This is a genomic window from Micromonospora endophytica (assembly GCF_003236305.1).
Lineage (GTDB): Bacteria > Actinomycetota > Actinomycetes > Mycobacteriales > Micromonosporaceae > Micromonospora > Micromonospora endophytica.
This window is the reverse complement of sequence record NZ_POTX01000338.1, coordinates 1-4,761: the sequence shown is the minus strand read 5'-3', so window position 1 is coordinate 4,761 and position 4,761 is coordinate 1. Positions and strand designations below refer to the sequence as shown.

Below are 4,761 nucleotides of genomic sequence, written 5' to 3'. Positions count from 1 at the left end.
GGGCTTACCAGGGGTGGCCGGCGGGGTAGGAGATGGTGGCGAGGACCTGTTGGCCGGTGGCGTTGGGGTGGAAGTAGTCCCAGGTGGAGAGCTGGGCGAGGGTGAACGGGTAGCCGAAGACGGCGTTGCCGTCGTACCGGCAGTTGGAGCCGTACGCGGCGCAGGCTGCGGCTAGTTGGCCGTTGAAGTCGACCACCCGCTGCCGGACCCGGTTGCGGCGGTCGACGTCGGCCTGGGCGGTGGACGTCGGGTTGGCCAGGATGGACTGGCAGATGCCAAAGAGCGACCAGGCCGTACGGGCGCTGCCGCTGCCCTTGCCGACCGACCAGAGTCGATGTACGTCGGGAATGCTGATCACGTACACCTTGGCCTGGGGTAGACCGGACTTGAGTCGGGCCAGCGCGGAGTCGATGTGCGACCGGAAGGTGGCGACCGAGGTCATCGTCGACTCGGAGCTGGTGCAGGCGTCGTTGGCGCCGATCAGGATGGTCACGTAGCCGACGCCCTGGCTGACCGCGGTGCCGGCCTGGCCGTACAGGTCGGCCGATTTCGCCCCGGTCTTGGCGGCGTTGTGGTTGCGGCCGTTGATCGCCGAGTTGACCCGGCGGATGCGCAGGTAGTGGCTGTTCACGGCGGAGTCGTCGCCGGTGCTGAACGAGCGGCTGGTGCAGTCAACGTACCACCCGCAGGCGTTGAAGCCTCGGGTGATGGAGTCGCCGAGGCTGGCCATCGAGGTGGGCGGCGGGCCGGGGTCGGCGAGAGCGGGGCTCGTCGCCAGCAGGACGAGGGCGGTGACGCCGGCGAGGGTGGCCAGCGTACGTCGGACGAGGGTCATGGTGGCCTCCGGTTCACGGGTGCCGGTATCACGGCGGTGACCAGAGCGTATAGACGACCTTCTGTATCCACAATGTTGCGTCGCGGTTACCTGTGGCGGCGGGGTCAATCCGGGCAAACGGGGGTCTTGCCTACGATCTTAAATATGTGAATACTTTCCATCGCTTGGCCGTTTCCCCAGGTGGCCGAGCTGCCCCCTGCCCTGTCGCCATGACAGGGTCCCAACCCCGATCTGGGAGGCTGTTACATGCGACCCACAAGGTCAATGCTGCGTCGTGTCGGCACCATCGCCGCTGCCGGAACCCTGGCGGCTGGCGTGCTGGCCGGCGCACCGGCCCACGCGGCGCCCGCGTCCGCCACACCCGACGCCGCGTCCGCCCTCGCCGAGCGGCTCGGCGACCGGGCCGCCGGTGCGTACGCCGACGCCGCCGGCAAGATGGTCGTCGCGGTGACCGACAGCGTGGCGGCCCGCCAGGTGGCCATCGCCGGTGCCACGCCGAAGCTGGTCAAGCGCGGTGCCGCCGAGCTGAACCGGGCCACCGCCGAACTGGACCGCTCCGCCGCTATCCCCGGCACCGCCTGGTGGGTCGACCCGGCCACCAACCAGGTCGTCGTCTCCGTCGACAGCACGGTGACCGGCGCGAAGTTGGAGCGGGTCAAGGCCGCCGCGGCGCGGACCAACGGCGCGGTACGCATCGAGGCCGAGGCCGGCGTGCTGAGCACCCGCATCTCCGGCGGTGACGCCATCTACGCCCAGGGTGGTGGGCGCTGCTCGCTCGGCTTCAACGTCCGGGCCGGCAGCACGTACTACTTCATCACCGCCGGGCACTGCACCAACATCGCCGCGAACTGGTACAGCAACTCGGCCCAGACCGCACTGCTCGGCTCGCGTACCGGTAGCAGCTTCCCGGGCAGCGACTACGGCATCGTCCGGTACAGCAACCAGACCGCCGTGCAGCCGGGCAACGTCAATCTCTACAACGGCACCTACCGTGACATCACCGGGTCCGGCAGCGCGTTCGTCGGTCAGTCGGCGCAGCGCTCGGGCAGCACCACCGGGCTGCGCAGCGGCTCGGTGCAGGCGCTCAACGCCACGGTCAACTACGCCGAGGGGCAGGTCCGTGGCCTGATCCGCACCAACATCTGCGCCCAGCCCGGTGACAGCGGCGGTCCGCTGTTCAGCGGCGGCACGGCGCTCGGCCTGACCTCCGGTGGCAGCGGCAACTGCTCCATCGGCGGCACCACCTACTTCCAGCCGGTCGGTCCGGTGCTCAGCGCCTACGGCGTCAGCGTCTACTGATCCTTTCGTACCCCCAGCTTCTCCTCCGCCAGCGGGCCGCCGGATTCCTCCTCCGGCGGCCCGCACCACTATGTTGCAGCTGTCGCATCACGTACGGTCACCGCATGCTCGTGCGATTCCTGGCCCACCTCCGCCCACCAATTGTCGTATGCGGGCAGGTGTGTGCCTGGGTGCTGCTCGCCGTGGACGCACGTCGTGAATGGAGTGCGTACGGGTTCGTCGGGCTGCTCCTGTTGCTGGGTGTGCTTGCTGCGATACCAGCGGCATGTGTCGGCTCACCGGAATTCCGGCTGACCGTCCTGGTCACCCAGGCCATCGGCGCCGGCATCGTCGCGCTGGCCCTGTACGACACGGCGGACAAGCGGGCCCTGTGGGCGTACGCCCTGGCTGCCCTGGCCGCGGTGGCCCTGCCGGCCAGCCGGCCGGCGCTCAATCGGACGACCGTGGTGGGCGTAGCGATGGCCTTCGTGTTCACCATCGGCGCATCGGCTCCCGCACTGGCCTGGAGTGGAAGCCAGCCCGAGGTGCTGGTGTGCGTGCGGCCGGACGTGCCCGTCGACGAGTTGGTGCGTGAGAGCCGCCGCTTCGATCCCCATCAGGTCATTGCCGGTTTTGGATTCGACGGGCCGCATACCTCGTGCCTGGAGGTGCTCTTCGATCCTGGTGCCACTGCCCGCGACGCCGACGACGTCGCACGTCGCTATTCCTCGGACCCGAGGGTCATGTCCGTGAGCCGGACGGGTTGACGGCATTCGTACGAGCACCAGGTGAGGGCCGTGCCCGCCGATCCTGCTCCGGTGCTGCCGTCGGCCCTCTCCCGAAGTGTTAAAAGGGGGCCCTTCCTATACACGAGGCGTTAACAGGGGGCCCTTCCTTACACCCCAGCGGCGTCGCCGGGCAGAATGCGGGGGCAGACGTAGAGCAAAGACGAGGGAGACGCACGTCGTGATCCGTACCCATGACGCCGGCAGCCTGCGCGCGACGGACGCCGGCACCACGGTGACGCTGGCCGGGTGGGTGGCCCGTCGGCGCGACCACGGCGGGGTCATCTTCGTCGACCTGCGGGACGGCTCCGGCGTGGTCCAGGTGGTCTTCCGCGAGGAGGACGCGCACGCGCTGCGCAACGAGTACTGCGTCAAGGTCGTCGGTGAGGTGACCCGCCGGCCGGCGGGCAACGAGAACCCGGAGCTGCCCACCGGCGAGATCGAGGTGACCGCGACCGAGCTGGAGGTGCTCTCCGAGGCGGCGCCGCTGCCGCTGCCGGTGGATGACCAGGTGGTGGCCGGCGACGACATCCGGCTCAAGTACCGCTACCTCGACCTGCGTCGCAGCGGTCCGGCGCAGGCGATGCGGCTGCGCTCGCGGGCCAACCAGCTGGCCCGTGCCGTGCTGCACGAGCGGGACTTCCTGGAGATCGAGACGCCGACGCTGACCCGCTCCACCCCGGAGGGCGCCCGAGACTTCCTGGTGCCGGTGCGGTTGCAGCCGGGCAGCTGGTACGCGCTGCCGCAGTCGCCGCAGCTGTTCAAGCAGCTGCTGATGGTCGGCGGCATGGAACGGTACTACCAGATCGCCCGCTGCTACCGCGACGAGGACTTCCGGGCCGACCGGCAGCCGGAGTTCACCCAGCTCGACATCGAGATGTCGTTCGTGACCGAGGACGACGTGATCGACCTCGGCGAGGCGATCGTCGCGTCCCTCTGGTCCGACCTGGCCGGGTACGAGATTCCCCGGCCCATCCCGCGGATCACCTGGCACGACGCGATGGCCCGGTTCGGCTCGGACAAGCCGGACCTGCGCTACGGCGTCGAGCTGACCGAGCTGACCGACTACCTGCGCGGCACCGCGTTCCGGGTCTTCGCCGGCGCGATCGACGCGGGCGGCTACGTCGGTGCGGTGGTGATGCCGGGCGGCGCGGCCCAGACCCGCAAGGAACTGGACGGCTGGCAGGACTGGGCCAAGGCGCGCGGCGCCAAGGGCCTGGCGTACGTGGTGCTCGACGCCGAGACCGGTGAGGCGCGCGGCCCGGTGGCGAAGAACCTCTCCGCCGAGCACCTGTCCGGGCTGGCCGACGTGGTCGGCGCCAAGCCCGGTGACGCGATCTTCTTTGCCGCCAGCGCGCAGACCCGGGAGGCGCAGGAGCTGCTCGGCGCGGCTCGGATCGAGATCGCCAAGCGGGCTGGGCTGGTCGACGAGAGCGCTTGGGCGTTCTGCTGGGTGGTTGACGCGCCGATGTTCGAGAAGACGGACGACGGTGGCTGGACGGCCGTGCACCACCCCTTCACCTCGCCGAACTCGGAGTGGGTGGACCGGTTCGAGGAGGCGCCGGACCGGGCGCTGGCGTACGCGTACGACATCGTCTGTAACGGCAACGAGATCGGCGGCGGCTCGATCCGTATCCACCGTCGGGACGTCCAGCAGCGGGTCTTCCACCTGCTCGGCATCACGCCGGAGGAGGCGCAGGACAAGTTCGGCTTCCTGCTCGAGGCGTTCAGCTACGGCCCGCCGCCGCACGGTGGTATCGCGTTCGGCTGGGACCGGGTCTGCATGCTGCTCGCCGGTGCCGACTCGATCCGCGAGGTGATCGCCTTCCCGAAGACCCGCGGCGGCTTCGACCCGCTGACCGG

The 4,761-nt window shown here is 69.8% G+C and carries 4 protein-coding genes; 3 read left to right on the top strand and 1 reads right to left on the bottom strand.

All coding sequences use genetic code 11. From position 1 onward, the window contains the following. Positions 1–4: 4 nt before the first annotated feature. Complete coding sequence (locus C1I93_RS28415) at positions 5–835, bottom strand: SGNH/GDSL hydrolase family protein (RefSeq protein ID WP_111246338.1); 831 nt, start codon at positions 833–835, stop codon at positions 5–7. Positions 836–1,081: 246 nt separating this feature from the next. On the opposite strand from C1I93_RS28415, the gene C1I93_RS28410 reads away from it, so the two are divergent. The 3 genes from C1I93_RS28410 to aspS form a co-directional block, all read left to right on the top strand. Next, complete coding sequence (locus C1I93_RS28410; protein WP_111246337.1) at positions 1,082–2,134, top strand: S1 family peptidase; 1,053 nt, start codon at positions 1,082–1,084, stop codon at positions 2,132–2,134. A gap of 170 nt (positions 2,135–2,304) precedes the next feature. Then, the gene (locus C1I93_RS28405; RefSeq protein WP_146603599.1) at positions 2,305–2,880 is read left to right on the top strand and encodes a hypothetical protein; all 576 of its coding nucleotides are present in this window, start codon (positions 2,305–2,307) and stop codon (positions 2,878–2,880) included. A gap of 199 nt (positions 2,881–3,079) precedes the next feature. Further along, a partial coding sequence (aspS, locus tag C1I93_RS28400; protein WP_111246335.1) for an aspartate--tRNA ligase occupies positions 3,080–4,761 on the top strand: 1,682 nt, incomplete at its 3' end.